The 24,950-nt window shown below is 72.6% G+C and carries 22 protein-coding genes; 2 read left to right on the top strand and 20 right to left on the bottom strand.

Annotated features, from left to right (window positions below):
- Positions 1 to 17: 17 nt before the first annotated feature.
- Positions 18 to 938: a LysR family transcriptional regulator gene (locus QJS33_RS16810; RefSeq protein WP_306368932.1), complete on the bottom strand. Its 921-nt coding sequence runs from the start codon at positions 936 to 938 to the stop codon at positions 18 to 20.
- A 73-nt stretch (positions 939 to 1,011) separates the two neighbouring features.
- Between QJS33_RS16810 and QJS33_RS16805 the strand changes: the two genes are divergently transcribed.
- A complete protein-coding gene (locus QJS33_RS16805; RefSeq protein WP_306368931.1) occupies positions 1,012 to 1,983 on the top strand; it encodes a DMT family transporter in 972 nt (323 codons plus the stop codon).
- Between the two features lie 108 nt (positions 1,984 to 2,091).
- Here the strand turns inward: QJS33_RS16805 and QJS33_RS16800 are convergent, their stop codons facing one another.
- From QJS33_RS16800 to QJS33_RS16780, 5 genes are all read right to left on the bottom strand, one after another.
- Positions 2,092 to 3,018 carry an RluA family pseudouridine synthase gene (locus QJS33_RS16800; protein ID WP_306368930.1) on the bottom strand — a complete coding sequence of 309 codons (927 nt, stop codon included), beginning with the start codon at positions 3,016 to 3,018 and terminating at the stop codon, positions 2,092 to 2,094.
- Positions 3,015 to 3,677 carry a signal peptidase II gene (lspA, locus tag QJS33_RS16795; protein ID WP_306368929.1) on the bottom strand — a complete coding sequence of 221 codons (663 nt, stop codon included), beginning with the start codon at positions 3,675 to 3,677 and terminating at the stop codon, positions 3,015 to 3,017. The genes QJS33_RS16800 and lspA overlap by 4 nt, the downstream gene beginning before the upstream one ends.
- A 29-nt stretch (positions 3,678 to 3,706) precedes the next feature.
- Positions 3,707 to 4,117: a TraR/DksA C4-type zinc finger protein gene (locus QJS33_RS16790; RefSeq protein WP_306368928.1), complete on the bottom strand. Its 411-nt coding sequence runs from the start codon at positions 4,115 to 4,117 to the stop codon at positions 3,707 to 3,709.
- A 147-nt stretch (positions 4,118 to 4,264) separates the two neighbouring features.
- On the bottom strand, positions 4,265 to 4,813 hold the full coding sequence (locus QJS33_RS16785; RefSeq protein WP_306368927.1) for a GNAT family N-acetyltransferase: 549 nt from the start codon (positions 4,811 to 4,813) through the stop codon (positions 4,265 to 4,267).
- Positions 4,810 to 5,070, bottom strand: a complete 261-nt coding sequence (locus tag QJS33_RS16780; protein WP_220562492.1) for a hypothetical protein — start codon at positions 5,068 to 5,070, stop codon at positions 4,810 to 4,812. Before QJS33_RS16780 ends, QJS33_RS16785 begins: the two co-directional genes overlap by 4 nt.
- 365 nt (positions 5,071 to 5,435) lie before the next feature.
- Between QJS33_RS16780 and ileS the strand changes: the two genes are divergently transcribed.
- Positions 5,436 to 8,639 carry an isoleucine--tRNA ligase gene (gene ileS, locus QJS33_RS16775; RefSeq protein ID WP_306368926.1) on the top strand — a complete coding sequence of 1,068 codons (3,204 nt, stop codon included), beginning with the start codon at positions 5,436 to 5,438 and terminating at the stop codon, positions 8,637 to 8,639.
- A gap of 56 nt (positions 8,640 to 8,695) precedes the next feature.
- Here ileS and QJS33_RS16770 read toward each other — a convergent pair whose 3' ends face one another.
- The 14 genes from QJS33_RS16770 to murF form a co-directional block, all read right to left on the bottom strand.
- Positions 8,696 to 10,249, bottom strand: a complete 1,554-nt coding sequence (locus QJS33_RS16770) for a hypothetical protein (RefSeq protein WP_306368925.1) — start codon at positions 10,247 to 10,249, stop codon at positions 8,696 to 8,698.
- Positions 10,250 to 10,313: 64 nt separating this feature from the next.
- On the bottom strand, positions 10,314 to 11,162 hold the full coding sequence (locus QJS33_RS16765) for a DivIVA domain-containing protein (protein WP_306368934.1): 849 nt from the start codon (positions 11,160 to 11,162) through the stop codon (positions 10,314 to 10,316).
- A 131-nt stretch (positions 11,163 to 11,293) separates the two neighbouring features.
- Positions 11,294 to 11,593, bottom strand: coding sequence for a YggT family protein (locus tag QJS33_RS16760; RefSeq protein WP_220562495.1), 300 nt, complete (start codon positions 11,591 to 11,593; stop codon positions 11,294 to 11,296).
- A gap of 37 nt (positions 11,594 to 11,630) precedes the next feature.
- Entirely contained in the window at positions 11,631 to 12,161 is a 531-nt protein-coding gene (locus QJS33_RS16755) for a cell division protein SepF (RefSeq protein WP_306368924.1), read from the bottom strand.
- Positions 12,162 to 12,296: 135 nt separating this feature from the next.
- Positions 12,297 to 13,022: a YggS family pyridoxal phosphate-dependent enzyme gene (locus QJS33_RS16750; protein WP_306368923.1), complete on the bottom strand. Its 726-nt coding sequence runs from the start codon at positions 13,020 to 13,022 to the stop codon at positions 12,297 to 12,299.
- Positions 13,023 to 13,073: 51 nt separating this feature from the next.
- Positions 13,074 to 13,799 carry a peptidoglycan editing factor PgeF gene (gene pgeF / locus QJS33_RS16745; RefSeq protein ID WP_306368922.1) on the bottom strand — a complete coding sequence of 242 codons (726 nt, stop codon included), beginning with the start codon at positions 13,797 to 13,799 and terminating at the stop codon, positions 13,074 to 13,076.
- Between the two features lie 133 nt (positions 13,800 to 13,932).
- The gene (ftsZ, locus tag QJS33_RS16740) at positions 13,933 to 15,378 is read right to left on the bottom strand and encodes a cell division protein FtsZ (protein WP_306368921.1); all 1,446 of its coding nucleotides are present in this window, start codon (positions 15,376 to 15,378) and stop codon (positions 13,933 to 13,935) included.
- Between the two features lie 493 nt (positions 15,379 to 15,871).
- Positions 15,872 to 16,639 (bottom strand): cell division protein FtsQ/DivIB, encoded by a 768-nt coding sequence (locus QJS33_RS16735; protein ID WP_306368920.1) that lies wholly within the window; start codon positions 16,637 to 16,639, stop codon positions 15,872 to 15,874.
- A 15-nt stretch (positions 16,640 to 16,654) separates the two neighbouring features.
- Positions 16,655 to 18,151: a UDP-N-acetylmuramate--L-alanine ligase gene (gene murC / locus QJS33_RS16730; RefSeq protein ID WP_306368919.1), complete on the bottom strand. Its 1,497-nt coding sequence runs from the start codon at positions 18,149 to 18,151 to the stop codon at positions 16,655 to 16,657.
- The gene (gene murG, locus QJS33_RS16725) at positions 18,148 to 19,308 is read right to left on the bottom strand and encodes an undecaprenyldiphospho-muramoylpentapeptide beta-N-acetylglucosaminyltransferase (RefSeq protein WP_306368918.1); all 1,161 of its coding nucleotides are present in this window, start codon (positions 19,306 to 19,308) and stop codon (positions 18,148 to 18,150) included. Before murG ends, murC begins: the two co-directional genes overlap by 4 nt.
- Complete coding sequence (ftsW, locus tag QJS33_RS16720) at positions 19,305 to 20,729, bottom strand: putative lipid II flippase FtsW (RefSeq protein WP_306368917.1); 1,425 nt, start codon at positions 20,727 to 20,729, stop codon at positions 19,305 to 19,307. Before ftsW ends, murG begins: the two co-directional genes overlap by 4 nt.
- 167 nt (positions 20,730 to 20,896) lie before the next feature.
- On the bottom strand, positions 20,897 to 22,333 hold the full coding sequence (gene murD / locus QJS33_RS16715) for a UDP-N-acetylmuramoyl-L-alanine--D-glutamate ligase (protein WP_306368916.1): 1,437 nt from the start codon (positions 22,331 to 22,333) through the stop codon (positions 20,897 to 20,899).
- Between the two features lie 6 nt (positions 22,334 to 22,339).
- On the bottom strand, positions 22,340 to 23,413 hold the full coding sequence (mraY, locus tag QJS33_RS16710; protein WP_220562504.1) for a phospho-N-acetylmuramoyl-pentapeptide-transferase: 1,074 nt from the start codon (positions 23,411 to 23,413) through the stop codon (positions 22,340 to 22,342).
- Entirely contained in the window at positions 23,410 to 24,852 is a 1,443-nt protein-coding gene (gene murF, locus QJS33_RS16705; protein ID WP_306368915.1) for a UDP-N-acetylmuramoyl-tripeptide--D-alanyl-D-alanine ligase, read from the bottom strand. The genes mraY and murF overlap by 4 nt, the downstream gene beginning before the upstream one ends.
- Positions 24,853 to 24,950 lie beyond the last annotated feature (98 nt).

Here is a 24,950-nt window from a genome sequence, read left to right as displayed (position 1 = left end):
CGGGGCGGGGCCGGGGCTCAGGCCGGGACGGGGCGGGTGTCGTAGGCGGCGGCCGCCTCGCGCAGGGCGCGGACACAGGCGCGGATGGCGGGGCGGCGGGAGGCGTCGGTACGCCAGAACGCGTACACCTGGCGGACCAGGGCGGGCTGCACCGGCACCACCCGCACCCCGTCGGGGAGCGGGCCGCGGCCCAGCCGGGGCATGACGGCGGCGCCGATCCCGGCGGCGATGAGGGCCAGCTTGGTCTGGTGCTCCTCCACGTTGTGGATGACGTTGGGTTCGCCGCCGCGCGAGCGGATCATGTCGTAGAGCCAGTCGTTGCAGATGGACCCGCGCGACCAGCTGATCCAGGGCAGGTCGAGGATCTCGTCGATGGCGAGGATCTCCCGGTGGGCGAGGGGGTGGTCGGCGGGCAGGGCGATGTCGCCGACGTCCTCCATCAGGGGTGCGCGGGTCATGCCCTCGGGCAGGGCGAGCGGGGAGCCCACCCAGTCGATGACCATGCACAGGTCCACCTCGCCGCGGGCCATCGACAGCAGGGTCTCGTGGGGCTCCTCCTCGAAGAGCTCGACCCGCAGCCGGGGGTGGGCCTCGCGCAGGGTGTTGAGGGCCTGGGGCAGGATGCCGCGCACGGCGGTGGGGGTGCCGGACAGGCGCAGGTGCCCGGTGACGTGGTCGCGGTGGGCCTCCAGGTCGGCCTCGGCGCGCTGCACCAGGGAGAGGATGCGGGAGGCGTGCTCGACGAGGAGTTCGGCGGCGTCGGTCAGGCGCACCCCGCGGCCGTTGCGTTCGACGAGGGGCTGGCCGACCTCGCGTTCGAGTTTGGAGAGCTGCTGGGAGACGGCGGAGTTGGTGACGTGCAGGGCCTCGGCGGCGGCACTGAGGGAACCGTGCGCCGCGATGGCGTGGAGGACACGGAGGCGGTCGACACTGAGCATGTAAGTAACACTAACCCAGCCGTTTAGAAATACGAAGTAGACCTAACACGTCAGCGCGCGGTACAAACATCCCATGTCCGTGCTCTCTCCGTCCCCGGCCACATCCGCCGGTGCCCGCCGCCTCGCCTCCGACTGGCGGGTCAAGTTCGCGCTCCTGGCCCTGATCTGGGGCATGAGCTTCGTTTTCATCAGGGTCGCCGCCCAGTCCCTGGAGCCGATGCAGCTGTCCCTGGGCCGGATCGCCGCCGGCGCCCTGCCGCTGCTGGCGGTGGTGCTGCTGCGCGGCGGCCGGCTGCCGGCCTCGCCGCGGCTGCTGGCGCACCTGTTCGTGGCCGCGCTGCTGCTCAACACGATCCCGTTCACGCTGTTCGGGTACGCCGGGCAGCTCATCCCCTCGGCGGTGATGGGCATCGTGAACGCCGCGACCCCGCTGTTCGGGGTGGTGTTCTCGATGCTGCTGCTGGCCGACGAGCGCCGTCCCGACCGCGACCGGCTGCTCGGCCTGGGGATCGGCTTCCTGGGCGTGCTCGTGGTGTTCGGGGTGTGGAACTCCCTGGGCGAGGTGAGCGTGAGCGACCGGGACGCCATGGTCGGCATGGGGTTCGTGGTGGCGGCGACCGCCTGCTACGGCATCGGCACGCCGTACCTGCGCCGGTTCGTGGCGGGCAGCTCGTACGGCGCCCTGGAGCTGTCGACGCTCCAACTGCTGCTGGCCGCCGTACCGCTGGCGGTGCTGGTGCCGGTGGCCACCGACGCCCCGACCGGGGTGACCTGGCAGGTGGTGGCCTCGGTCCTGGTCCTGGGGGTGATGGGCACGGGTGTGGCCTACGTGCTCCAGTACGCGGTGCTGCGGGAGGCGGGGGCCACCGTCGCGACCACCGTCACCTACGTGGCACCGGTGGTGTCGATCGCGGCGGGGATCGTCCTGATGGGTGAGACCCTGTCCTGGAACCAGCCGCTGGGGGCGCTGGTGATCATCGTCGGCGCGGCCCTGTGCCAGGGGCTGGTGCGCACCCGGCCCGTCGTCCCGCCGCCCCGGGACTGACGGCCGGGAGAACGCGCGGGGGCCGCCGGACGAGATGTCCGGCGGCCCCTGTGCGTTCGTCGGCCGTGCCCGCCCGGTGTCCCCGCCTCCCGCGGGTCCGGGCGCGGCTCAGTCCTCGCGCAGGACCTCCATGGCCCGCTCCAGGTCCTCCGGGTAGGGGCTGGAGAACTCCACCGGCCGGTGCTCGGTGGGGTGGTCGAACCCGAGCCGCACCGCGTGCAGCCACTGGCGGCGCACCCCCAGGCGCTCGGCGAGCGTGGGGTCGGCCCCGTAGAGCATGTCGCCCACGCACGGGTGGCGCAGCGCCGACATGTGCACCCGGATCTGGTGGGTGCGCCCGGTCTCCAGCTTGATCTCCAGCAGGCTGGCGGCCCGGAAGGCCTCCTGGGTGTCGTAGTGGGTGACCGAGGGGCGCCCGCCCGCGACCACGGCCCAGCGGCCGTCGCCCGCCGGGTGGCGGTCGATGGGCGCGTCGACGGTGCCGCGCAGCGGGTCCGGGTGGCCCTGGACGAGGGTGTGGTAGCGCTTGTCCACCGTGCGCTCCTTGAAGGCGCGCTTGAGGACGCTGTAGGCGGTCTCGCTCTTGGCGACCACCATCAGCCCGGTGGTGTTGGCGTCCAGGCGGTGCACGATGCCCTGGCGCTCGGCGGCGCCGCTGGTGGCCACCTGGATCCCGGCGGCCAGCAGGCCCTCCAGGACGCTGGGCCCGGTCCAGCCGACGGTGGGGTGGGCGACGACCCCGACGGGCTTGTCGACCACGATGATGTCGGCGTCCTCGTGGACGATCCGCATGCCCGGAACGGGCTCGGGACGCGGCACGGGGGCGGTGGGCGGCGGCGGGAGGGTGATCTCCAGCCAGGCGCCGGCCTGGACGCGGTCGGACTTGCCCGCCTCGGAACCGTCGACCAGGACGCTGCCGTCGAGGATGAGCTCGGCGGCACGGGTGCGGGACAGTCCGAACAGGCGGGCGATCGCCGAGTCGAGCCGGTCGCCCTCCAGGCCGTCGGGCACGGGCAGGCTGCGGGTGTCGCTCACTGGCCCTTCCCTTCGGTGGTGGTGTCGTCGTCGGGGCGGTCGCCGGAGCCGCTCTCGGGAGCGTCCTCGGCGGCGGTGTCCTGGGTGCCGGTGTCCTCGGTGGCCGGTTCCCCGGCTTCCGCGGCCCTCTCGTCGGGGTCGGACGCCTTGTCGTCGGAGACGACGCTGCCGTCCAGCTCCACGCCCTTGAAGGTCAGCAGGACGACCAGGCAGGCGCCGACCACCACACAGGAGTCGGCGATGTTGAACACCGGGAAGCTCATCACCTTGATGAAGTCGACGACGGCGCCGTGCATCGGCTCCGCGCCGCGGAAGATGCGGTCCACCAGGTTCCCGGCGGCGCCGCCCATCATCAGGCCGAGGGTGACCGCCCACCAGACGCTGCGCACCCGCAGGCCGAGGTAGGCGATCGCGCACACCACGACGATGGCGATGGTGGAGAACACCCAGGTGTGGTCGGTGCCCATGGAGAACGCGGCACCGGTGTTGTACACCAGCGTGAACTGCACGATCTCGCCGATGACGTCGAGCCGTTCGCCCTCCCGGAAGGTCGCCAGGACCCATTCCTTGGTGAGGAGGTCGGCCCCGACGGCGGCGAGCGCGACGAGCACCAGCAGCAGGTAGCGGCGCGGGCGGGCCCCCGTACGGGCGGTGGTCATGTTGCTGTCCCCGGAGGGCTCTACCTCAGTCAGCGACGCTCCTCGCGCTGTTTGCAGGAGACGCACAGGGTGGCCCGCGGGAACGCCTGGAGGCGTTCCTTGCCGATGGGCCGTCCGCATGAGTCGCAGACCCCGTAGGTTCCCGCGTCCATCCGTTCGATCGCCCGCTCGCTCGCGGCGAGCAGGTCACGAGTATTGTAGGCCAACGCCAACTCGTGTTCGCGTTCGAAGGCCTTGGCCCCGGTGTCGGCGGGGTCGTCCCCGGCCCCGTCGACGGGGTCCCCCAGCCGTTCGGCGACCTGCTCCTCGACCTGTCGGATCTCCCTGCGTGCGGCGGCGATGTCGTCGTCCAGGCGTTCGCGGACCTGCGCGAGCTCCTGCCGGGTCCAGGGCTCCTCGCCGGGCAGCACCGGCATGGCCGTCGTCTCGGTGGCCTTCATCGCACTCAACCTCCCGACCGTGCGACCCCGCCCGTACCCCGCCGACCTGCGGGATCACCCCCGTGGGCGAAAGCCGCGAGTGGTGCCGGGAAGCCTAGGCGAGCCCCGCCCCCTTGGCAACGACCCGGGCCCGGGCGGGGCACGTGTTCACAGGTCGCGCCGGTACAGGACGGCGGGCACGGTGAGGGCTCCGCCCAGGATCGGGGTGGGGGTGACCGCGCCGGTGTCCCGCCACCCGGTTGCGGTGTAGAAGCGGCGGGCACGGGCGTTGCCCTCCAGTACCCACAGGACGCCGTGGCCGGTGCCGCCGGCGGTCATGGCGGCCAGGGTCTCCTCCCACAGCCGACGGTTGACGCCGGTGCCCCACACCCCGGGAAGGGAGTAGAAGGTCTCCAGGTCGGCGACGGTGCGGTCGGCGTCGTCGGGGTCGGTGCCGGGGACGAACCCGCTGTAGGCGACGACGCCGTCGGGCCCCTCGGCCACCAGGCAGCCCGCGCCGGGGAGGGTCAGGGCGCCGCCCAGCCTCCGCGCCCAGATCCCGGCCAGGCGGTCGGCGTCCAGGTTCGCCAGGTGCTCCCGGGCGATGAGGCCGTGATAGGCGGCGTGCCAGGAGGCGACGTGGACGGCGGCGATGGCGGGGGCGTCGGCGGGGACCGCTCGGCGGATGCGCGGGGGAACCCCGTTCCCGGCGGTCATTCGGCGGCGGCGAAGCCGCCGTAGTCCTCGGCCAGCGCCGCCAGGTGGGGTTCGTCGAACACCGCCGGGCCGCCGTGCGGGCCGGTGCGCACCTCGATCACCCAGTCGGCGTCCTCGGCGTCGTCCTCCCCCGCCAGCATGTCCCGGTGCACCAGGCACGGCTCGTAGCCCTGTTCCAGGAGCTGTTCGGCCAGTTCCTCGGCATCGTCCCGGTCCGCAAGCGTCACCAGGACGGTGCCGCGCACGTTCTCCGCCACCCGCCTCCGCCCTCCGCGTCGAAAAAGCGCGAGGCGCCGCCCCCCGCTGCGTTATCCTGTGCCCAGGTGTCGATGGGGACGAGTAGTGCCGGCCCCGACCGGACGGACACAGCTTAGAAGCGGTCGATGCGTCCGAGCGACCCGGGGGTGGTGGGAGCCCGGGGGTACGACCGGCACGAAGATCACCCCGGAACCGCCGGAAGAACAGGGCCAGCGCCCCCAGTAGAACCGGCAGACGTGAACGAAGCGGGACCCGTCCCGGCCGCCCTCGCGCGAGCCGGACCGGCGGTGTCCAAGGAGGGTGGTACCGCGGGGCCCGTGCCTCGTCCCTCCGTCAGGAACGACCCTGATGGAAAGGTACGACGGTGGCCAACGAGTCCCGGCCGAGCGCGTCCCGCGCACTCCCCCAGCTGCCCGCGCAGATCGACCTGCCCGCGATGGAGCGCGAGATCCTCGACCGCTGGTCGAAGGAGAACGTCTTCCAGCGCTCCCTCGACCAGACCCGCGGCGGCCCCAACTGGGTGTTCTACGAGGGCCCGCCCACCGCGAACGGCCAGCCCGGCGTGCACCACGTCGAGGCCCGCGCGTTCAAGGACGTCTTCCCGCGCTTTCGCACCATGCGCGGCTACCACGTCGACCGCAAGGCCGGGTGGGACTGCCACGGCCTGCCCGTCGAGGTGGCCGTGGAGAAGGAGCTGGGCCTGTCCGGCAAGAAGGACATCGAGTCCTTCGGCATCGCCGAGTTCAACGCCCGCTGCCGCGAGTCCGTGCTCCGCAACGTCGACGCGTTCACCGCGATGACCGAGCGCATGGGCTACTGGGTGAACATGGACGACGCCTACCGCACCATGGACCCCCAGTACGTGGAGTCGGTGTGGTGGGCGCTCAAGCAGATCTGGGAGAAGGGCCTGCTGGTCCGCGACTTCCGGATCAGCCCCTACTGCCCGCGCTGCGGCACCACCCTGTCCGACCACGAGCTGGCCCAGGGCTACGAGACCGTCACCGACCCGTCGGTGTACGTGCGCTTCCCGGTGACGTCGGGGCCGCTGGCCTCCCCCGAGCACCCCACCTCCCTGCTGGTGTGGACGACCACCCCGTGGACCCTGGTGTCCAACACGGCGGTGGCGGTCCACCCCGACGTGGAGTACGTGGTGGCCACCGACGGGAACGAGCGGCTGGTGCTGGCGCGGCCGCTGTTCGAGAAGGTCCTGGGCGAGGGCTGGGAGCTGACCGGGGAGTCCTTCGAGGGCGACGAGATGGAGCGGTGGACCTACCAGCGCCCCTTCGGCCTGGTGGAGTTCGACGAGCCGGCCCACTACGTGGTGCTCGCCGACTACGTCACCGTCGAGGACGGCACCGGCCTGGTGCACCAGTCGCCCGCGTTCGGCGCCGACGACATGGCGGTGTGCCGCGCCTACGGGCTGCCGCTGGTCAACCCGGTCCGCCCGGACGGCACCTTCGAGGCCGACCTGGACCTGGTCGGCGGGGTGTTCTTCAAGGACGCCGACAAGACGCTGGTGCGCGACCTCAAGGACCGGGGCCTGCTGTTCCGGCACCTGAGCTACGAGCACTCCTACCCGCACTGCTGGCGCTGCCACACGGCGCTGCTGTACTACGCGGTGCCGTCCTGGTACATCCGCACCACCGCGGTCAAGGACGAGCTGCTGGCGCAGAACCAGGCCACCAACTGGGTGCCGGAGAACGTCAAGGAGGGCCGCTTCGGCGAGTGGCTGCGCAACAACGTCGACTGGGCGCTGTCGCGCAACCGCTACTGGGGCACGCCGCTGCCGGTCTGGGAGTTCCCCGACGGGCGGCAGATCTGCGTGGGCTCGCTGGCGGAGCTGGGCGAGCTCAGCGGGCAGGACCTGTCGAACCTCGACCCGCACCGGCCGTTCGTGGACGACATCGTCATCCCCGACCCGGACGCCGACCCGTCCCTGCCCGAGGAGCAGCGGGTGGCCCGGCGGGTGCCCGAGGTGATCGACGCCTGGTTCGACTCGGGGTCGATGCCGTTCGCCCAGTGGGGCGCGCCGCACGTCAACGCGGAGGTGTTCGGGGAGAACTTCCCGGCGCAGTACATCTCCGAGGCGATCGACCAGACCCGCGGCTGGTTCTACTCGCTGCTGGCGGTCAACACGCTGGTGCACGACCGCAACGCGTTCGAGAACGTGGTGGTGCTCGGCCACATCCTCGCCGAGGACGGCCGCAAGATGAGCAAGCACCTGGGCAACGTCATGGAGCCCATCCCGGTGATGGACCGGCACGGCGCCGACGCGCTGCGGTGGTTCATGCTGGCCAGCGGTTCGCCGTGGACGGCCCGCCGGGTGGGGCACGCGGCGCTGGAGGAGATCGTCCGCAAGGTGCTGCTGACGTACTACAGCACCGTGTCGTTCTTCACCCTGTACGCCAACGCGGGTGCGGGCTGGGACCACTCCCGGCTGGCCGACGCACCGGCGCCGCAGGACCGGCCGCTGCTGGACCGGTGGCTCCTGTCGGAGCTCAACGAGGTCGTCCGCGACGTCACCGAGGCCCTGGACGCCTTCGACACGACGGCGGCGGGCCGCCGCCTGACGGCGTTCGTCGACGACATCTCGAACTGGTACGTGCGCCGGTCGCGCCGCCGGTTCTGGGGCGGTGCGGACACCCCCGAGGGCACTGCGGCGTTCGCGACGCTGTTCGAGGCCCTGGAGACCGTGACGCTGCTGATGGCGCCGGTGGTGCCGTTCCTGACCGACCACGTGTGGACGGCGCTGCGCCGGCCGGACGCCCCGGAGTCGGTGCACCTGGCGTCGTGGCCCGAGGTCCGCGAGGACCTGATCGACCCGGAGCTGTCGGCGCACATGGCGCTGACCCGCCGCCTGGTGGAGCTGGGCCGCTCGGCCCGGGTGGACTCGGCGCTGCGCACCCGCCAGCCGCTGGCGCGGGCCCTGGTGGGCGCCGCCGGGTTCGCGGACCTGCCCGCGCAGCTGCGGGACCAGATCGCCGACGAGCTGAACGTGGCATCGCTGGAGTCGCTGTCGACGGTGGGCGGCGACCTGGTGGACTACCTGGTCAAGCCGAACTTCCGGGCGCTGGGCAAGCGGTTCGCCAAGCGGACCCCGCTGGTCGCCAAGGCGATCGAGGCGGCGGACCCGGCGGAGCTGGTGCGCCAGGTGCGCGACACCGGGTGGGCGCAGGTCCGGGTCGAGGACGAGCCGGTGGAGGTCAGCGCCGACGAGGTGCTGGTCACCGAGCAGCCGCGCGAGGGCTGGGCGGTCGCCTCGGGGGCGGGCGAGACCGTGGCGCTGGACCTGGAGCTGACGCCGGAGCTGCGCCGGGCCGGGCTGGCCCGCGAGATGGTGCGCATGCTCCAGGAGGCCCGCAAGCAGAGCGGCCTGGAGGTGTCGGACCGCATCCACGTGTGGTGGGCGGTCACCGACGAGACCACCGCGCTGGCGCTGGACGAGCACGCCGCGACCATCGCCGGTGAGGTGCTGGCGGACGCGTTCGCCGCGGGCGAGATCGGCGCGGACCTGCACCGCACCGAGTCGGAGGAGTTCGGGGTGGCCTTCGGCTTCCGCAAGGCCTGAGCGAACGCGACGGGCGCCGCCCCCGGTGGGGCGGCGCCCGTCGTCGTCGCCGGGTGTCAGTCGCGGGTGAAGGCCGCCGTGGCGTCCGGGTCCCCGGGTTCCCCGGGCTTGCGGTAGGAGAACGCGGTCGTGGTGTCGGGGTCCTCGACGCGCTGCGGGATGCTGTAGGAGAAGGGCTTGGGCTCCGCGGCGGCGGACTCCCCGGGGCCGTCCCCGCCGGTCGGCCGGGAGCCGTCGTCCTCCCCGCCCTCGTCCGCGGGCTCCTCGGTGTCGTCGGGACCGTCGGTGTCCGCGGGGCGGATGTCCGCCGCGGCCGGAACGTCGTCCTTCCCGGCGGGCCCGGCGTCCCCGGTGCCGTCGTCGTCGGGACCGTCGGTGTCCGCGGGGCGGATGTCCGCCGCGGCCGGAACGTCGTCCTTCCCGGCGGGCCCGGCGTCCCCGGTGCCGTCGTCGTCGGGACCGTCGGTGTCCGCGGGGCGGGAGTCCGCCGCGGCCGGAACGTCGTCCTTCCCGGCGGGCCCGGGTCTCCCGGCCGTCTCGGCGTCCCCGGTGCCGTCCGGAGCGTCCGCACCGGTGTCATCGGCCGCGGTGGCCTCACTCGCGTCGGGTACCTCGGCGGTCTCACCGGCCTCCTGTGCCTCGGGCTCCGCCGAGACCCGTGCGGTCCCGTCGTCGGTCCCGGGGGCGTCGGCGTCCTCGCCGTCCCGGCCCTCGACCGGTACGTCGTCGTCGGTCCCGGTGCCTGCGGCGCCGGTCTCCGGCGCGGGCGCGTCGTCGGGGGCCTCGGGCCGGTCGAACCAGGAGAGCCGGGCGTCGGCCGCGTCGTCCTCCTGCGCGGTGTCCTGCTCGGCCTCGCGCCGGGCGAACCAGGAGAGCTCTGCCCCGTCGCCCTCGACGGCCCGCGCCGTCTCCTCGGTGTCCGCCGGGTCCCCGGTCCGGGCGGCCTCATGCCCGGCGGGCCGGGCGGGCTCCGTCTCGTCCTCGTCGGTGTCCTCGGACCCGGCGGCGGAAGCGGAGGGGTCCTCGGTCCGGGCGGACCACGCGGGCCCGGCCCCGTCGGCCTCCGGCTCCGCGGCGGCGGGTTCGGCGGGCTCTGCGGCGGCCGGACCGGGGGTCCGGTCCGGAACGTCCTCGAATGGTCGGTGGGTGAACCAGGAGTCCTCGGGGGCGGGTGTCTCCTCTGCGCGGGAGCCGTGCTCGACCGCGGGTGGTACCGACGGGGCGGGGGCAGGCGCCGCCGTGTCCGGTTCCGGCCACTCCCGGGCCGTGGGCGTCTGCCAGCGCGGCAGATCGTACTCCGGCTCCCCCGGTCCGGAGTCCTCGGCCCAGGCGCGGGGTTCCCGCACCGGCTCGGGAGCCGGTGCGGGTACGCGCCCGGAGTGGTGCTCCGGCGTCGTGTGCACGGCCGCGGGAACGGACGACTTCCCCAAACCGTCCGTTCGATCCGCTCCGGTCCTCCCCTGGATGAGCGCGCCCACCAGGAGCAGCACGCTCACGGCGGCCAACCCCAGGGCGATGAACACCAGGGTGGTCTCGGCGAACACCAGGGCTGCCACGATGACGGCGATGGCCGCCAGCACCGCGACGGATGCGAGGACGCTGAGGATCACGGGTCGACCAGGACCTTTACACGTTGCCGGAGTCTTCAGTTGTGGAGCCTACCGCCGACCGGGGTCAGCGGCGCTCGTGCGGGGCCTCGCCCGGGTGGAAACCGCCGTGCTGGACGGGCTCGGGCTGGCCGAAGGGGTTGCCGCCGGGGCCGTGCTGTAGCGCCGGGGTGGGTCCGGTCGGCGGGGCCATCGTCTGGAAGCCGCCCGTGGTGTTCGGGTTCGGCTGCTCGATGCCCGCGCCCTCCTCCAGCTCGCGCAGCTGGCGCTCGAAGTAGTCCTTCAGGCGGCTGCGGTACTCGCGCTCGAAGTCCTTGAGCACGTTGACCTTGTGCTCCAGTTCCTCGCGCTGCTGGACGAGGCTGCCCATGACCTGGCGGTGGCGCTCCTGGGCGTCCCGGTCGAGGTTCTCCGAGCGGACGCGGGCCTCACCGATGATCTGCTCCGCCTGGCGGCGGGCCTTGCCGAGGATGTCCTCGGACTCGTGGCGGGCGCGGCCCAGGGTCTCGTCGGCCTCGCGGCGGGCGTCGGAGATGGCCTGGTCGGCGGTCTGCTGGGCCAGGGCCAGGACGCGGGCCGCCGTGTCCATGTTCTCCTCGCCGCCCATGCCCATGTGCATGGGAGCGGGCGCCGGAGGCTGGGGCTCGACGACGGCCTGCGGCGGCTGAACGGGCTCGGGGCGGGGCGGCTCGGGCTGCTCCTGGGGCTGCTGGAAGTCCTGCATCCCGGCGTTGGGCACCTTGCCGCGCAGGCACTCGGCGAGCTTGCCGCGCAGTTCCTCGTTCTCCTGGATCAGCCGGTCCAGCTCGGACTCGACCTCGTCGAGAAAGGCATCGACCTCTTCTTCGTCGTAGCCCGGCCGGAGCCGGGTCGTGCTGAACTGCTTGTTCCGCACATCAGCGGGTGTCAGCGGCATCTTCGTCTCCTTGGCGCGCTTGGAGTCCATCCGTAGGGACGCTACCTGATCGTGACCTTACGGCAATCCGGATCATGACCAAGACCACATAACGGAATCGGGGGCGACTTTTTTCGCCCCCGTCCCTTGCTCTAGGCGACCGAGAGCGCCAGGCTTCCCAGAAGGCTCGCAGCGATCGACAAGCCCAGGAACAGCACCAGGACGCTCAGGTCGAGCGCGATGCTGCCGAGCCGGACGGGCTTGATGAACCTGCGCAGGAAACGCAGCGGTGGGTCGGTGAGCGTGTACACGATCTCGGCGATCACGAGCAGGAACCCCGAGGGGCGCCAGTCCCTGGAGAAGGACTGCACCATCTCCAGCACGACACGCGCGAGCAGCACGAAAACGTACAACCGCAACGCGATGACCAGCACGGACAGGACGATACTCACGGTCTAATCGACCCAATCTCTGGACAAATCTGATGGTCTAGCTCTGATTGAAGAACCCTCGCTCAGCGATCCGCGCCTTGTCTTCCGCGGTCACCTCGACGTTGGCCGGGGACAGTAGGAACACCTTGTTGGTCACGCGTTCGATACTGCCATGCAGACCGAAGATCAGACCAGCCGCGAAGTCGACCAGACGCTTGGCGTCGCTGTCGACCATCTCGGTCAGGTTCATGATCACCGGCGTACCCTCCCGGAAGTGCTCTCCGATCGTACGCGCCTCGTTGTACGTGCGCGGATGGAGCGTGGTGATCCTCGCGAGGTCGGCGGTGGAGGCAGAGGTCGTGGTCGTGCCACCGCGCCGTTCACCCGTGCCCGAGTGGTCGCCGGTGTCGTTCACGTCCTCGCCCCGTGTTCCCTCGCCGCGCGGGGAGTCGGCGCCGCTTTCGCGGTGCTCCTCCACGCCCTCGTCGAAATCGTCGAACTCATCATATTCGTCCGCATAACGGTGATCGTAACGGTCGTCCTCCACGAGGCCGAGGTAGACCGCCATCTTGCGCATCGCGCCGGCCATCTCATGTCCTCCGTCGTCCCCGCGGCCTGCACCGCAGCCGACTCCTCCGTACCGCCCCGTCTTCCCTAGTGCAACGGGGTGCGCCGCCCTTTCGGGCGAACTCCACAGACGGGTTCCAAGGTCTATGTGGGGACATTACCCCACGATCGGTCCGCGATCGCCGAGCAACGCCGCACCGAGCCGAAGGTGTGTCGCGCCACGTTCGATCGCGGCCTCCAGGTCCCCGCTCATACCCGCGGAGACCATCGTGGCCCGAGGATAACGATCACGAATGAGACACGCGACCTCATAAAGACGACCGAAAGCCGCATAAGGATCACCCTCCCGGGGTGCCACGGCCATCACACCGCCGAGTTCGAGCGCCTCGTGCCCGTCGATCCGGGCGGCCAGCTCCACCGCGTCGGCGGGATCGACCCCGCCGCGCGGACCCAGCACACCCGCCTGCGAGTCGTCGTCGAGGTTGACCTGGACCAGGCAGGTGAGGCGGCGTTCGGCGGCCGCGGCCCGGTCGCCCAGCGCGCGGGCCAGCCTGGCCCGGTCCACCGAGTGGACGACGTCGGCGTAGGCGGCCACCGACTTGGCCTTGTTGGTCTGCAACTGGCCGATGAAGTGCCAGGTCAGATCGAGGTCCGCGGTGGCGGCGGCCTTGGGCGCGGCCTCCTGGTCGCGGTTCTCCCCCACGTCGGACAGTCCCAGGGAGGCCAGGATGCGCACGTCCTCGGCGGGGCGGGTCTTGGTGACCGCGATCAGGGACACCTCCGCGGGGTCCCGGTCGGCCTTGTGGCAGGCCGCCTCGATGCGGGCGCGGGCCGCCGCGAGGTTCTCCTTGATCCGCTCGACGCGGGCCGGGTCGTGTGACACGTCGTCCTCATCCATCTCTCGGTGGCGCCGGTCCGTGCGGTCCGGACCGGTTCAGTCCTGTTCGTGCCAGATGAACGACGCGAACCGTCCGGTGGGGGCGCCGCCCCGGTGCGAGAACAGTTCGGGTGTCTCCAGGGTGCAGCGGCCGTCGGCCCGGATGTCGGTGACCCCGGCGCGGCGCAGCTGGGCGGTGACGGCGGCGACCATGTCCACCCCGGGGGTGCCCTGCCGGGTGGTGGAGGCGGCCTCGGGGGTGTCGCGGGCGGTCTCGTCCCGGAGTTCGGCCGGGACCTCGTAGCACTTGCCGCAGATGGCGGGGCCCAGGAGAACGGTGGTGCTCTCGGGGCGGGCGCCGCGGTCGGCCATGGCCGCGATGAGGTTCCCGGCCACGCCGTGCGCGGTGCCCAGGCGGCCGGAGTGGGCGGCGCCCAGGACGCCGCGTTCGCCGTCGGCGGCCAGGACGGGCAGGCAGTCGGCGGACAGGGAGGCCAGGACCAGGCCGGGGGTGGTGGTGACGACGCCGTCGCAGGTCCCGGCCCCGCCGGGGGCGTCGGCGACCAGGACGTCGGCGCTGTGCACCTGGTTCATCCAGACGACGCGGTCGGCGTCGAAACCGAGGTTCCGTGCGGCGATGCGCCGGTTGGCCAGGACCGCCTCCCGGTCGTCCCCCGAGCCCAGGCCCATGTTGAGCGAGTCATAGGGCGGGGAGCTGGTCCCGCCGTGGCGTTCGGTGACGGCGGCACGGACCCCGTGCCCGAGGTCGACGATGATGCCCATCCCTGTGACCGCTGTCCTTCCCTCGGCCCGGTCGGGACGGCGCGGTGGGCGCCGGACCCCCGGAGCGGCGACGGCCCCGCCCACCCGGGTCGGGGCCGCTGACACGTCGATGGTACCGGGGTGCCGGTGCGCGCTACTTCAGGAAGTCGGGGATGTCCAGGTCGTCCGGCTCCTCGAACACGACCCGGCGCCGGGGCGTGGGAACGTCGGCGCGCCGTTCGGCGACCGACTCCGAGACCACCTGGACGGGCCGGGGCTCCTCGGCGGGCTCCTCCCGGACCGGGGCCGGCTCGGGCTCGGCCGGGTCGGCCTCGGCGAACCGGTCGTGGTCCGGGGCCTGCGGCTCCGGCTGCGGCTCGGGCTCGGTCGCGGCGACCGGCTCGGGCTCGGCCGGGGCCGCGGGGGCCGCCGGGGCCGGGTCCCAGTGGGCCGGCGGCGGGGTCTGCTGCGTACGGGCCGGCTCGGCGCTGTGCCGGCCGCCGAGCCACGGCAGTTTCTCGGCCGACGCCCCGCTCGCGTCCGCGGCGGGGGTCGTGGACGCCCCCGGTCCGCCGGTCGCGGCGCCCGCAGTGGGGGCGACGGCCTTAGGAGGGTCCACCGGCTCGCGCCGGTGCAGCGTGGGCCCGGTGACCTCGGGCTCGTCGAAGCCCGCGGCGATGACGGTCACCCGGACCTCGTCGCCCAGGGCGTCGTCGATGACGGCGCCGAAGATGATGTTGGCCTCGGGGGCCGCCGAGTTGGAGACGAGCTGGGCCGCCTCGTTGATCTCGAACAGTCCCAGGTCCGATCCGCCCTGGATGGACAGCAGGACGCCGTGGGCGCCGTCGATGCTGGCCTCCAGCAGCGGGGACGAGATGGCCATCTCCGCGGCGGCCACCGCCCGGTCGTCGCCGCGCGCCGAGCCGATGCCCATGAGCGCGGACCCGGCACCGGACATGACCGACTTGACGTCGGCGAAGTCCAGGTTGATGAGGCCGGGCGTGGTGATCAGGTCGGTGATGCCCTGGACACCGGAGAGCAGCACCTGGTCGGCCGCCTTGAAGGCGTCCAGGACACTGACCTGCCGGTCGGAGATGGAGAGCAGCCGGTCGTTGGGGATCACGATGAGTGTGTCGACCTCCTCACGGAGCATCGCTATCCCCGACTCGGCCTGGGTGGCGCGCCGCTTGCCCTCGAAACCGAAGGGGCGGGTGACCACACCGATGGTGAGGGCCCCCAGGGATCGGGCGATGTTGGCGACCACGGGTGCGCCGCCGGTACCGGTGCCACCGCCCTCCCCGGCGGTGACGAAGACCATGTCGGCCCCCTTGAGGACCTCCTCGATCTCCTCCCGGTGGTCCTCGGCGGCCTTGCGGCCGACGTCGGGGTTGGCTCCGGCTCCCAGGCCGCGGGTGAGTTCACGGCCGACGTCCAGCTTGACGTCGGCGTCACTCATCAGCAGCGCCTGGGCATCGGTATTGATCGCGATGAACTCGACGCCCTTGAGCCCCTCTTCGATCATTCGGTTGACGGCGTTGACACCGCCGCCGCCGATACCGACGACTTTGATGACCGCGAGGTAGTTCTGCGGTGCTGCCACGACGAGGGGCCTTTCCGCTCGCATACGCCGTTCCCGCCCGTGTCCGGCGGTGGTGACCGCCGGGCCGGTGGGTCCGGCTCCGGTTCTACAGTGTGCGTTTCGGGTTCTCCGACGGGGCGTCCTGGGACGCCGGGGCGGGGGACCCGGGGCCGCGTGAACCGTGGGGTGCCGATCCGGGGCGGCTCGGCGCCTCCCTCTGGCTCGGCGGGAGAAATACGGTTCCCGCGTACCCCGAAAAGCGTGTTCTGTACTTTGTTGACGGTGGTCGTGACTCTCGACAGTAAGCCGACCGCCCACCACCGGCAACCGATGACGGCTTCAGCCTAACGTCGTATAACACGAGGAAGCGATGTGCTGACTCGGCGCGTCGCGTCTGGAATGTCCCCGCGTCGTGCCCGTGACCGCTCCCCTGGGGCCCGTCGGCCCTCCGAAAGCAGCCTCCGGTCCGGCTTCGCCCGGCTTTGCCGTCCTTTCCGACGGCCTGACCGCCGCTTCACCGGACGATGGCCAGGTCGGGAGTGGAGAGGTCGTACACGGTGCCGTCCCCGGGGGGGTGCTCGCGCATCAGCACGCGCAGAATGTCGCTCTTGTCACCGGTGTCCTCGGCGGTCCCCCACTCGATGACGGCGCCCTCGGTGATCTCGATCCGGATGGCGTCGGTGTCGGTGGCGTCGATGAGCCGGATGCGGGCCAGCAGCGAGTCGGGGGCGGTCTCGACGATGGCCGCGGCCGCCCGGACCGCGTCGCTGCCCTCGATCTCGCCGGTGACCCGGACCAGCGGATGGGTGCCGGGCCGGGTCGGGGAGTCCTCGATGCGGACGCCGTCACGGTCGACCAGCCGGTACTCCTCCCCCACCCGCACCGCGAGCAGGGGGCGCCGTTCGACGACCTCGACCCGCAGGGTCGCGGGCCAGCCGCGGCTGACCGTGGCCGACTCCACCAGGGCGAGGTCGCCGACGCGGTCGGCGCCCGCCCCCAGGTCCACCCGGATGAGGGGGGTCCCGGTGGGGACGTCGACGGCGGCGACGACCTCTTCGCGGCCCACCCGGTCCAGTCCGGTCACGGCGACCTCCCGCACCACGAGCAGGCGCGAGCCCAGGAGTATCCAGATGACGACGCAGACGAGGGCGACCACCAGGAGGGCCACGAAGGCGACCTTCCAGGGGTCGGACCGTTCACGTGCCGCCGCGGCGGCGGGTGGCTCCGCGGTCCCGGTACCGGCCCCGGTGCCGCCGTCCGGTCCGTCGTGGTCTGCCCTCACCCGTGTCCTCCGACGTCAGTCCCGGTCCCGTCCGCCGACGCGGCCGAGGGATTCGGCCACTTCCTCCACGTCGGCGGCCTCGGCGAGCCGGTCCACGATGAGCGGGCCCAGCTCGGTGACGTCGCCGGCGCCCATCGTCAGGACGATGTCTCCCGGGCGCGCCAGTTCGGCGGCCAGGCGGACGGCGTCGGCGCGCCCGGGGACGTAGTGCACCCGGTCGTGGCCCACCTCGGAGGTGATCAGTTCGGCGGTGACCCCGGGTTCGGGGTCTTCGCGGGCGGCGTAGATCTCCAGCACCACGACCTCGTCGGCCAGGGTGAGGGCGGCCCCGAACTCCTCGGCGAAGATCCGGGTGCGGCTGAACAGGTGGGGCTGGAAGACGGCGATGATGCGGCCCGGTGCCTGCTCCTCCCCGGCCTCGCGCGCCTCTTCGGCGAACGATTCCAGGGCGCCGCGGGTGGCGCGCAGGTCGGCGTCCAGCTCGGTGGGGTGGTGGGCGTAGCTGTCGTAGACGCCCACGCCGCCGGCCGCGCCCTTGGGCTCGAACCGGCGGGCGGCGCCGCCGAAGTCGGCGATGCCCTCGACCGCGACCTCCAGGTCGTGGCCGAGCTCGTCGGCGACGGCGACCGCGGCGGCGGCGTTGAGCACGTTGTGGCGGCCAGGGACCGCGACGGTGCCCTCGATCTCGCCTTCGGCGGTGGCGAGGGTGAACTCGGTGGTGAACCCGCGGGGGCGGATGCGGGTGATCCGGTAGTCGGCCTCGGGGTCCTCGCCGTAGGTGAGGACCTTCCTGCCGCGCTCGCGCGCGGTCCGGGCGACCCGGCGGGCGCCCTCGTCGTCGATGCCGACGATGAGGGTGCGCTCCACGCGGTCGACGAACGCGTCGAAGTTGGCGTGGATCTCCTCGATACCGCTGTAGTTGTCCAGGTGGTCGGCCTCGACGTTGGTGACCACGGCGATCTTCGGGGAGAGCATGAGGAAGGAGCCGTCGCTCTCGTCGGCCTCCACGGCGATGGGGCCGCCGATGCCGGCGTCGGCGCCCAGGCCGGTGGTGACCAGTTTGCCGCCGATGACGTAGCCGGGGTCGACGCCCAGGTGCTGGAGGACGACGGTGACCATCGAGGTGGTGGTGGTCTTGCCGTGGGTCCCGGCGATGGCGACGCCCTCGCGGCCCAGCAGCAGGGCGCCCAGGGCGGCGGCCCGGGGCAGGATGCGCAGGCCCCGGCGCCGGGCCTCGGCGAGTTCGGGGTTGTCCTCCCGGACGGCGGAGGAGACGACGACGGTCTCGGCGTCGCCGAGGTGCTCGGCGGCGTGGCCGACGTGGGCGCGGGCGCCCATCTCCTCCAGCTCGCGCAGGGTGTCGCTGTCGCGGGCGTCGCTGCCCGAGACCTCGACGCCGGACTGGAGCAGCACCCGGGCGATACCGGACATGCCGGCGCCGCCCAGGCCGATGAAGTGGGTGCGTCCCAGCTTGTCGATGGGGACGGGGTCGGTCGGTCGCACCAGGCTCATCGGTCGTCCTTCCCGTCGTCGTAGTAGGCGTCGTCGTCGCCGTCGTCGGCGACGGGCAGGTCCTGGTCGGGCCGGTCGCCGCGGGCGATGGCCATGACCTCGCGGGCCAGTTCCATGTCGGCGTCGCGGCGGCCCATGCGGGCCGCGGCCTCGGACATGGCGACGACGCGGTCGGTGTCGGTGAGCAGCGGGATGAGCGTGCCGGTGATCCACTCGACGGAGACGTCGGCGTTGTTCACCATGAGGCCGCCGCCCGCCTGGACGACGGGTTCGGCGTTGAGGGCCTGCTCGCCGTTGCCGATGGCCAGCGGCACGAACGCGCCGGGCAGGCCGACGGCGGTGAGCTCGGCGCAGGTCAGCGCACCGGAACGGCACATGGCCACGTCGGCGGCGGCGTAGGCCATGTCCATGCGGTCGACGTAGGGGACGGCGACGTAGGGGATGCCGTCCTGGGTGAGGTCCTGGGGCTCGTCGGCGTTCTTGGGGCCGACGACGTGCAGGACCTGGACGCCTTGGTCGCGGAAGGCGTCACGGGCGGCGAAGGCGGTCTCGTTGATGCGCTGGGCGCCCTGGGAGCCGCCGAAGATCAGCAGGGTGGGCAGGTCCGGGCGCAGGCCGAAGTAGGTGCGGGCCTTGTCTCCCATGGCCAGCCGGTCCAGGGTGGTGATCTGCTGTCGCAGGGGGATGCCGACGAACCGGCCGTTGCGGATCTGGGTGTGGGGGTGCCCGGTGAAGACGTGGGGGGTCAGCCGCGCGCCCAGGCGGTTGGCCAGCCCGGGCAGGGGGTTGGCCTCGTGGACGACGATGGGCACGCGCCGCCGCCGGGCCGCCAGGTAGCCGGGGGTGGCGACGTAGCCGCCGAAGCCGACGATGACGTCGGCCTGGAGCCGGTCCAGGTGGTCGCCCGCTGCACTGAGGGCCCCGGCGAGCTTGCCGGGGACGCTGAGCAGCTGCGGCGTGAGCCTGCGGGGCAGGGGGACGGCCGGGATCAGGCCCAGTTCGTATCCGCGCATGGGCACGAGGCGGGTCTCCAGTCCCCGCTCGGTGCCCAGGCAGAGGATCTCCGTGTTGGGATCGATGCGCCGCAGCGCGTCCGCAAGGGAGAGCGCGGGCTCGATATGCCCGGCCGTGCCGCCTCCGGCAAGGGCTACCCTCATCGTCGCCGATTCCTCCTCGACCGGTCCCCGGACGGGATCGGTCCGCTGTCGTTCGTGGGCTTGGTCCTGCCGCCCCGCGGAGCCGGCGTGCGCGGGCTCCGCACCGTGGCGGCGCGCCCGGAGGACGTGGTGCCCCCGCGGCCGGCGGCCGTGGTGGTGTTCTCCAGGCCCAGCCAGCTTAGAGCCCTTTGCACCCGACCGGGACCCCGGGCCGCCAGGGCCCGCTGCGCCTGGGGCTCGGCCTTGGCCAGGGACAGCAGGACGCCCAGGGCGACCATGGTGGTGATCAGCGACGAACCCCCGTACGACACCAGGGGCAGCGGAACGCCGGTCACGGGGAGCAGCCCGATGACGGCGCCGATGTTGATCATGGTCTGGCCCATGATCCAGGTCACGATGGCGAAGGCGGCCAGGCGGGGGAAGGGTTCCTTGACCCGGGAGGCCACGCGCAGCCCGGCGTAGCCCAGGACGCCGAAGAGCGTCAGGAGGAGCAGGGTGCCGATGAGGCCGAACTCCTCGCCGATGATGGCGAACACGAAGTCGGATTCGGCGAAGGGCAGGAAGCCCCACTTCTCGCGGCTGGCGCCGATGCCGACGCCGAAGATGCCGCCGGTGCCCAGGGCGTAGAGCCCGTGCAGCGACTGCATGTTGTCGCCCAGCGGGTCGGCGGTGGGGTCGAACAGCGCGGTGACGCGGGCCATCCGGTAGGGCTCGATGGCGATGGCGATGACGGCCAGCCCCAGGACGAGGCCGAACATGGCGACGAAAAGCTTGCCGGGTGCGCCGATGACCCACAGCAGCCCGAGGAAGGTGACGAGGAACACCAGGGCGGTGGACAGGTTGGAGCCGAGCAGCACGAGCAGGACGAGCAGGCCGCAGCCGGGCAGCAGCGGGAAGAGCAGGTGCCGCCATTCGGTGAGCTCGTTGAGCTCGTCCTTGCGGGCCAGGATGCCGGCGCCCCACAGGACGAAGGCGAGCTTGGCCGGCTCGGAGGGCTGCACGCGCAGGCCGCCGATGTCGAGCCAGCGGGTGGCGCCGTTGACCTCCACGCCCTGGAAGACGGTGAGGAGCAGGAGCGCGGCCGAGACGATCATGGCGGGGTAGCCGACCAGCCGGAACGCCTGCTGGGGCAGGTGGGAGGCGAGGATCATCAGGGGCAGGCCGATGGCGGCCGACACCAGCTGCTTCTGGAAGAGGGAGAAGGAGGACCCGGTCTCGCTGATGGACTTGACCATCGTGGAGGAGAGCACCATCACCAGGCCCAGGGCGATGAGCAGCACCGCCGTGCCCAGGATCAGGTAGTAGGAGGTCAGGGGCCGGTCCAGCGCCCCGACCCAGTCCCGCCACAGGGCACGCTCGCGCCCCTCGGTCACCGTCGTCCCCCGGGTTCGGGCCACCCCGGGGATCGTCGTCGTCGCCATCCGCACCCACCCTCCGCACCTGCGCGCCTCAATAGTGGCGAACGGCGGGGCGGGAACCGTGGACATTTCCCGCGTGTTGGCCATCTTCGGTGCGGAAGGGGGTGGCACCGCACACACCGATCACCGCCCGTGCGCGTACGATCACGCAGGGGCGGCGACCGGGTCGATCAGCGCAGTCGGTGGACGGCTTCGGCGAACAGGCGTCCGCGTTCGGGGTAGTTGGCGAACATGTCCATGGACGCCGCGGCCGGGGCCAGCAGGACGGTGTCGCCCTCCCGGGCCAGGTCCGCCGCGGCGGCGACGACCGCGTCCATGACGGTGTGCCCCTCGGGCGCGCCGGGGGCCGGCCCCTCGATCTCCACGACCGGGAGGTCGGGTGCGTGCTCGTCCAGGGCCTCGCGCAGCCGGGCGCGGTCGGCGCCGATGAGCACCGCGCCGCGCAGCCGGCCGGCGGCCGCGGCCACCAAATCGTCCACGTCGGCGCCCTTGAGCAGGCCGCCGGCGATCCACACCACCGTGTCGTAGGCGCCCAGGGACGCGGCGGCGGCGTGCGGGTTGGTGGCCTTGGAGTCGTCGACGTAGTCGACCCCGGACACCGTGGCCACGTGGGCGATCCGGTGCGGTTCGGGGGCGAACGCCGCCAGTCCGGCCTTGACGGAGGCGGGGGCGACCCCGATGGAGCGGGCCAGCGCGGCCGCGGCCAGGGCGTTGGCGACGTTGTGCGGGGCGGGCGGCCGCACGTCGGCCAGGGTGGCCAGTTCCTCGGCGCTGGACGCCGGGTCGTCGACGAAGGCCCGGTCCACCAGCAGGTCCTCGACCACGCCGAGTTCACCCGGGCGCGGGGTCTTCGTCCCGAAACCGACCAGCGGGGTGTGCGGGTCCCCGTCCTCCTCGGCCAGGCGCACCGACCAGGGGTCGGCGAGGTTGACGACCCGGATGGTGCCGGGGGCGAACACCGAGCCCTTGGCCCGGGCGTAGGGTTCCAGGCCGCCGTGCCAGTCCAGGTGGTCGGGGGCCACGTTGAGGACGGCCGCGGCGTACGGGCGCAGGCTCCAGGACCAGTGCAGCTGGAAGCTGGACAGCTCCACGGCCAGCACCCGGGGGTGGTGGCCGTCCGCGTCGGGGCGGACCGCGTCGATCACGGGGGTGCCGACGTTGCCGACGGCGAGCGCGTCGCGCCCGTCGGCCCGCAGCATCGCCTCCAGCATGCGCACCGTGGTGGTCTTGCCGTTGGTGCCGGTGACCGCCAGCCACAGCTGGTCGGCGGGTTTGATCCGCCAGGCCAGTTCGACGTCGCCGATGACCTCGACGCCCGCCTCGGCGGCGGCGACCAGGAGAGGCGAGTCGGGGCGCCAGCCGGGCGAGGTGACGACGAGGTCGCACTCCGCGGGCAGCGGGGTGCCGCCCAGGACGACCTCGGCCCCGGCCGCGGAGAGTTCGGCCGCCACCGGGCGGACGGTGTCGTCGTCACGCCCGTCGACCACGGTGACGCGGGCCCCGTGCTCCAGCAGGAGCCGGACCACCGGCGGCCCGGAGACGCCCAGGCCCGCGACGCAGACCCGCAGGCCGGCGAAGGGGGTGGCGGTGGTGGAGTGGTGGGACATCCGGGGTTACCTCGGCATCCATTCGAGGTAGAACAGGCCGATGGCGACCGCCACGAACAGCCCCTGGATGATCCAGAAGCGGATGACGATGGTCGGTTCGGCCCAGCCCTTGAGTTCGAAGTGGTGCTGCAACGGCGCCATGCGGAACACGCGCTTGCCGGTGAGGCGGAACGACGTGATCTGGATCATCACGGACATGGTGATGATGACGAACAGGCCGCCGATGAGCAGCAGCAGGAGCTGGGTGCGGGTGGTGATGGCCAGGCCCACGATGAGGCCGCCCAGCGCCAGGGAGCCGGTGTCGCCCATGAAGACCTTGGCGGGCGGGGCGTTGAACCAGAGGAAGGCGATGCAGGAGCCGAGCACCGCCGAGGCGACGACGGCCAGGTCCAGGGGGTCGCGGACCGTGTAGCAGTTGCTCGACAGGTAGGACACGCAGGACTGGCGCAGCTGCCAGTTGCCGATGATCACGTAGGCGACCAGCGACAGGATGGTGGCGCCGGTGGCCAGGCCGTCGAGGCCGTCGGTGAGGTTGACGGCGTTGGAGAAGCCGACGATGAGGAACAGCGCCCAGATGACGAACAGGCCGATCATCAGCGGGGGGCCGAAGTCCCGGAGGAAGGACAGGCTGGGGGCGGCGGGGGTGTAGCCGTAGCCGTTGGGGAACATGGTGACGCCGTAGGCGAAGCCGACGCCGACCACGGCCTGGCCGACCATCTTGGCGCCGCTGCGCAGGCCCAGGCTGCGGCGCTTGTAGATCTTGATGAAGTCGTCCAGGAAGCCGACACAGCCCATGCCGACGAACAGGAACATCACCAGCAGGCCGGAGGCGGTGGGCCCGGTGGCGGAGGGCTGCACCAGCGCCAGCACCAGGTGGGAGCCGAAGTAGCCGATCACCGCGCCGAGGATGATGACGATGCCGCCCATGGTGGGCGTGCCCTGCTTGGTCTTGTGGCCCTCGGGTCCGTCGTCGCGGACCTCCTGGCCGAACTTGAAGCGGTACAGAAGCTTGATCAGCGGCGGCATCAGCGCCATGGAGACGATCAGCGACAGCGCCGCCGCAATGGAGATGCCGATCACCGGGCATCACCTTCGGCGATGAGGTCGATAACCTTTTCGAGTGCTGCCACCCGTGATCCCTTCACAATGACGACGTCTCCCGCGCGCATCCGTGCGCGCAGGGCCGTGGCGGCCGCCGCGGCGTCCGCGACCCGGACGGTCTCGCCCGCCCACAGGCCCTCTCGGCCGGTGCGCTCGGCTCCGGCCGCGATCCCTTCGGCCTGATCGCCGACCACGATCAGGTGGGCCACCCCGGTAGCGGCGGCGAGTTCGCCGATCTTCTCGTGTTCGATGCGTCCCCCGTCGCCGAGTTCGGCCATGTGGCCCAGGACGGCGATGGATCGGCGGCCCCGGGCGAGGGCGCCCAGGGTGGTCAGTGCGGCCCGCATGGACTCGGGGTTGGCGTTGTAGGCGTCGTTGACGAGGGTGACACCGTCGTGCTCGGTGACCTCCATCCGCCAGCGGCTGACCGGGGTGGCCGCGCCCAGGGCGGCGGCGATACCGGGAACGTCCATGCCGAGTTCGCGGGCGACGGCGGCGGTCGCCAGCGCGTTGTGGACCTGGTGGGAGCCGACCAGGGCGAGTTCCACCGGGGCCGTCGCGCCGTCCGCGTGCAGGGTGAAGGAGGCGGCGCCGTCGGCGCCGATGACGACGTCGGTGGCACGCACGTCGGCGTCCTCGCCGGTGCCGTAGAACACGGTGCGCGCGGCGGTGCGCGCGGCCATGGCCTTCACCTTGGGGTCGTCGGCGTTGAGGATCGCCACACCGCCGCGGCCGCCCGCGGCCGCGGGCAGCGCCTCGACCAGTTCGCCCTTCGCCTTGGCGATGGCGTCCCGGTCGCCGAACTCGCCCATGTGGGCGCTGCCGACGTTGAGGACGACTCCGATGCGGGGCGGGGCGACGCGGCACAGGTGGGCGATGTGGCCGATGCCGCGGGCGGCGACCTCCAGCACCAGGTGGCGGGTGCCGGTGTCGGCGCGCAGCACGGTGAGGGGGTGGCCGATCTCGTTGTTGAACGAGCCGGCGGGCGCGACGGTGGCGCCCAGGCGCCCGACGACCTGGGCGATGAGGTCCTTGGTGGTGGTCTTGCCGGAGGAGCCGGTGACCCCGATGATCTCGGCGGCGTCGGCGCCGCGGGCGGGGGCGGCGAGGGTGTCGGCGGTGTACCGGGCGAGCCGGGCCAGTGCCTCGACGACCGCGTCGTCACCGCCCCGCACCAGCAGGTGGGGCGCGTCGACGGGGCGGGAGACCAGGGCGGCGACCGCCCCCGCCTCGACCGCGGCCCGCGCGTAGTCGTGCCCGTCGACCCGCTCGCCGCTCAGGGCGACGAACAGGGAGCCGGGTTCCACCAGCCGCGAGTCGACGACGACGGGGCCGTCGACGGTGGTGTCGGGGCTGGCGGGTCCGCCGAGGGCGGTTCCGGTGATCTCGGCGATCCGATCGAGCGTGAGCGCGATCAAATCCACTCCTCAGGTCAGGCCCGACCCGCGGCGACCACGGGATGACGGGAGGCCACCCGGCCAAGGGACTCGGGTCGGGGGATGGCACCGCGGGCGGG

It is taken from the genome of Nocardiopsis sp. CC223A (genome assembly GCF_030766825.1).
In the GTDB taxonomy this organism is placed as follows: Bacteria; Actinomycetota; Actinomycetes; order Streptosporangiales; family Streptosporangiaceae; genus Nocardiopsis.
This window is presented reverse-complemented; position numbering and strand designations above follow the sequence as displayed.

Coding starts and splice junctions, on each gene's coding strand:
- ftsW (WP_306368917.1), bottom strand. CDS start 20,729: ATGGCGACGACGACGATCCCCGGGGTGGCCCGAACCCGGGGGACGACG.
- lspA (WP_306368929.1), bottom strand. CDS start 3,677: ATGACCACCGCCCGTACGGGGGCCCGCCCGCGCCGCTACCTGCTGCTG.
- QJS33_RS16810 (WP_306368932.1), bottom strand. CDS start 938: ATGCTCAGTGTCGACCGCCTCCGTGTCCTCCACGCCATCGCGGCGCAC.
- QJS33_RS16790 (WP_306368928.1), bottom strand. CDS start 4,117: ATGAAGGCCACCGAGACGACGGCCATGCCGGTGCTGCCCGGCGAGGAG.
- murG (WP_306368918.1), bottom strand. CDS start 19,308: ATGAGGGTAGCCCTTGCCGGAGGCGGCACGGCCGGGCATATCGAGCCC.
- QJS33_RS16805 (WP_306368931.1), top strand. CDS start 1,012: ATGTCCGTGCTCTCTCCGTCCCCGGCCACATCCGCCGGTGCCCGCCGC.
- QJS33_RS16765 (WP_306368934.1), bottom strand. CDS start 11,162: ATGCCGCTGACACCCGCTGATGTGCGGAACAAGCAGTTCAGCACGACC.
- pgeF (WP_306368922.1), bottom strand. CDS start 13,799: ATGGGCATCATCGTCGACCTCGGGCACGGGGTCCGTGCCGCCGTCACC.
- QJS33_RS16785 (WP_306368927.1), bottom strand. CDS start 4,813: ATGACCGCCGGGAACGGGGTTCCCCCGCGCATCCGCCGAGCGGTCCCC.
- QJS33_RS16755 (WP_306368924.1), bottom strand. CDS start 12,161: ATGGCCGGCGCGATGCGCAAGATGGCGGTCTACCTCGGCCTCGTGGAG.
- murC (WP_306368919.1), bottom strand. CDS start 18,151: ATGAGCCTGGTGCGACCGACCGACCCCGTCCCCATCGACAAGCTGGGA.
- murD (WP_306368916.1), bottom strand. CDS start 22,333: ATGTCCCACCACTCCACCACCGCCACCCCCTTCGCCGGCCTGCGGGTC.